Annotated in this window: 1 protein-coding gene; it reads left to right on the plus strand. The window is 62.6% G+C overall.

Annotated elements, in window-relative coordinates; translation table 11 throughout:
* Positions 1–4790: non-ribosomal peptide synthetase (locus A2J03_RS19860; protein WP_156520475.1), on the plus strand; the 4790-nt coding region annotated here is incomplete at both ends.

Consider the following 4790-nt stretch of genomic DNA (forward strand, 5'->3'; position numbering starts at 1 on the left):
ACCGGGGCTCGGGTGCTTCTCGCCGAGAACGACGACGTCGAGGTACCCGGCCACCTGTCGGTTCACTCGTTCGCATCGCTGATCCTTGGTGACCGACCGTCGACTGCGCGAGAGGCTTCGCGTTCGGAGTTCGCCGGGGCGATCGCTTACATCATGTACACCTCGGGTTCGACGGGATTGCCCAAGGGCGTCGAGATTTCTCACCGAAGCATCGTCACCAGGGCGACGGACCCGACACTCGTCGAGTGGGACCGACCGGTGGTTCTGTTTCATTCCCCGATCGCCTTCGACGCGAGCACCTACGAGCTGTGGGTTCCCTTGCTGAACGGCGGCACCGCCGTGGTTTCCGAGACGGAACTGACCCCGCATTCGATCTCCGAATCGATTCGGACGCATCATGTATCGTCCATGTTCGTCACGGCAGCTCTGCTGAGAGCAGTGGCCGACGAATCACCGGAGAGCTTCAACGGGCTCGACGTGCTGCTTGCAGGCGGCGAAGCACTCCACGCGAGCACAGTCGACCTTGTACTCGATTCATCCGACGGAATCCGCATAAGGAACGGTTACGGGCCGACGGAGACAACGACCTTCGCAGTCACCCACGAACTCTCGTCGTCCGACGACACACGAGCGTCCATTCCGATCGGACTGCCGCTGCACAACACGAGTGCGTTCGTGTTGGACTCACGACTTCGACTGGTGCCCGACGGCACTCCTGGCGAACTGTATCTCTCGGGGGACGGAACAGCGCAGGGTTATCACCGGCGACAGGCACTGACCGCCGAGCGATTCGTCGCGAACCCGTTCGGATCAGGAGATTCGATGTACCGAACGGGCGACATCGTGACGCGTTCGCCGCAGGGCACGCTCGGGTACATCGGCAGAGTCGATCACCAGGTCAAAGTACGCGGGTTTCGTATCGAACCCGGTGAGGTCGAGCGAGCTCTCGAACTCCATCCAGCGGTCAGGACCTCGGTGGTGATCACACGCGATCGGGGTACCGGACGCGAACTACTGGGTTACGTCGTTCTCACCGACACGGCAGAACTCGCCGAGTCCGACCTCCTGACGCACGCGCGGACCTACCTTCCCGACTTCATGGTCCCGGCACACATCGTCGTCGTTCACTCGATTCCGACGACCGCCAACCAGAAGCTCGACGTTGCTGCACTCCCAAATCCGGCGCCCTCGGAACTCAACGAGTTCCGAAGCCCGAGTTCACCCGAGGAGCACTTGCTTCTCGACATCTGGGCCGACGTACTGGACCGTCCAGCAGAGGAATTGAGCGTAAACGACAACTTCTTCGACCTTGGTGGAGATTCCATCGTCGCGATGCGTGTGGTGACCCGGATCCGTTCCAGGACCGGGAAGGTGCTGGCGCCACGGCGACTGTTCGAAGCAGCGACGATTGCGGCACTCGCGGCCGAACTGCACTCGTCCGAAGCACCGCTCATCGCACCGGGACAGCCTCTCGAGGACCGACGGACGCCAACACAGCTGACACCCGAGCAGCATCGGCTGTGGATCCTTCACCAGATCTATCCGGAGGGAACGGAATACAACACGGCATTGGTTCTGGACATCGACTCTCCTACCGAAACCGATGTGATCGCCGGCGTTGTGGACCAGCTGCTCGAGCGTCACCAGATCCTGCGCACCACCTACGACAACGTCGACGACACGCCGCACGCACATGTGAACGAATCGGTGAAGCTCTCTATGCACGTCGCCGAGTTCGCCGCGACAACGGACGCTGTCGAGGTGGCGGTGTCACGCGCGATCGCAACACCGCTCGATCTAGGGCGAAGCCCGGTCGGAGTTCACTCGATTCCCTCCGACGGCCGAACAACGCTGGTACTCACCGTCCATCACATCGCGACCGACGGTTGGTCCATGGCAATACTGGCAGGAGAGTTCGCGGCCCTCTACGCGCAGGCCGTCGGATTGCCGCACTCACCGCTGCCGACGCAAGTCCCCCAGTACGCCGACAGCGCGCGCACGCTGCGCGAGCACGCCGACATCGCGCGGCGAGTGTCCTATTGGCGCGACACGCTGGCGGGTGTCGAGGCCATGGATCTTCCTCTCGATCGTCCACGACCGATGCTCAGGGACACGCGAAGTGGTGTCGTTCCAGTGCGGATCGAAGCAGACGTGCTCGTCGAGATCCGGGCACTCGCTCGTCGAGCACGAACCAGTGTGTTCGCGGTATTGGCCACGGCATCGGCTGTGATGCTGGCCCGATACTGCAACCAACGCGACGTTGTATTCGGCACCCCGGTGTCGGGCCGAGACGACGACCCGAGGCTCGAATCAGTGGTCGGCAACTTCGTTCGTACGTTGCCGATCCGCACCATGGTCGAGGAGAAGTCGTCTTTCTTCGAACTGCTACGGCCCATGGCATCGACGTTGTCAGACGCGCAGGAGCACGTTCTCGAGTTCGACACGATCATCGAGACCGTCGGAGTCGAACGCGACCCTGGCCGTACGCCGTTGATCGACGCGGTCGTCACCTTCGACAGCACACCGAACCCGCATATCGTCGACGGCCCCGTTCGCCTGGCCGATACGCCGCGCGCCGAGGTCGACACGAGCCACGACATCGGTATCGATCTCGCAGAGGTCGACGGAACGTGGTCAGGCCAGCTGACATATGCGTCGGCTCTGTTCGATCGCGGGAGTGCCGAAGCCATGTCCGAGCATCTCGTGAGAATACTGACCCACGTGGTCGCGAACCCCGATGAACCGCTCGAGACATTCACCTTGTTGTCGGAGGTCGAACGAGGCATCGTTCTCGGACAGTGGAACTCCACACCGTTCGAATCTCCTGCGCGACGGACGTTCCACGAATTGTTCTCCGAAAGAGTGCGTCTGAACCCCGATTCGCTTGCTGTGACGTTCGGTATCGAATCGGTGACATTCGCCGAGTTGGAGGCTCGCACCGACCGACTTGCACACCGCATCGCCCTACGTGGAACAAAGCTCGAGGACAGGGTCGTCGTTCTGCTGGAACGCAGTATCTCCGCGATCGTGGCCATGTTGGCAACAGCACGCGCGGGCGCAGCGTTCGTTCCGGTCGAACCATCGATGCCCGTCGACAAGATCGAACACATCCTCGCCGATACCGACGCTGTGCTCGTAGTCACGGCATCCCAGCACGCGGGCCTCGTCGACTCGGTGCCGGACACGCTGTTCGTCGACGACCCTTTCGTCTCCCCCGACGCCGACCGCGCCGAAGCACGCGTGGCCGCAGGACCCGACGATCTTGCCTACGTGATGTACACGTCGGGCTCTACCGGAAAGCCGAAAGGCGTTGCCGTCGAACATCGGAACATCGCTCACCTGGTCCAGGTCTGGGACCGGTACTACGGATTGACCGAACGACCGCCGACCTGCCTGTCGGTGTCTCCGCTCAGTGTCGACCTGTTCTTCGGCGACTTCCTGTGGTCGACATTGTTCGGCGGTACAATGATCATCTGCCCTGACGAAACCCTCGCCGATACAAGCGCTCTCGTCGATCTACTCGATGAGACCTCGGCCGATTTCATGGTCACCGTCCCAGCGGTCGCGACCGCACTCGCACGCGAACTGGCGTGGAGAGAGCGCACCTCGACATCCCTGCGCGTCCTGGCGGTCGGATCCGAAGGATGGCGGGTAGAGGACTGCTCAGCACTGCTGGAACGTCTCGGACCCGACACGTTGGTCGTCAACGCCTACGGCGCAACCGAAAACACCATCGACGCCTCATTGCACGTCGCCAACCGTCACAGTCTAGGTACCGGGCCGTTCGTACCCATCGGCGTTCCACTCCAGGACACGCCCATGTACGTGGTGGACGACGCGATGCGGCCGGTACCGATCGGCGTGACCGGTGAGGTTCTGATCGGCGGCGGCGGAGTCGGGCGCGGATATCTCGGGCTTGCGGAACTCAGCGCGTTCCGATTCCCGCCGGATCCGGTATCCAACGGGGACACTTCCGTATATCGTACGGGCGATCTCGCCAGGTGGACGCGAGCGGGATATCTGGAGTTCGTGGGACGCACCGACGACCAAGTCAAGATTCGCGGATTCCGAGTCGAGCTCGGAGAGGTCGAACAGGCTCTTCGCGGGCACCCGTCGGTACTGTCCTGCGCCGCAGTCGCGCACGATACCGGTACCCGGATCGAACTCGTCGGCTACGTGGGCGCCGACAGCGACGCGAACCTCGGCGAAGCCGAAGTGAAGGCCTACTGCCGAACTCGACTGCCGTCGTATGCGGTACCCGCTGCCGTGCTCTTTCTCGACGAGATGCCGTTGTCCGCGAGCGGCAAGATCGACCGACGCGCCCTACCGTCGGTATCGGAGCGTGAAATGCAGTCCACCGTCGTCGACGAGATCAGAACCCACGTCGAGCAGAAGCTGGTCGACGTTCTTGCCGATGTCCTTGCCAGGCCACGTGGAACCATCGGAATCGACGACGACTTCTTCGACCTCGGTGGAGATTCGGTGCTCAGCATCTCGCTCGTGTTCCAAGCGCGATCAGCAGGACTGGTGGTGCAGGCACGTGAGCTGTTCACGCATCGCACGATGCGCGCTCTCGCCCGCGTCGCCGTCGAGGTCGGTTCGACCACGCCGACCAAGGACGACACCTCCGATGCGCGGGTATCGCCGACGCCGATCCAACGTGATCTTCTGGATACGATGACGACGGCACCCGAGCTGTTCGGGCAGTCCGTACTCGTCGACTGGAACGGCAGTATCGATCCCGACGTCCTCGCGCGGGCGCTCGACTCCGTTGCCGAACACAACGACGC

Origin of the sequence: Rhodococcus sp. EPR-157, assembly GCF_001647195.1 — a bacterium.
Classification (GTDB): Bacteria; Actinomycetota; Actinomycetes; order Mycobacteriales; family Mycobacteriaceae; genus Rhodococcoides.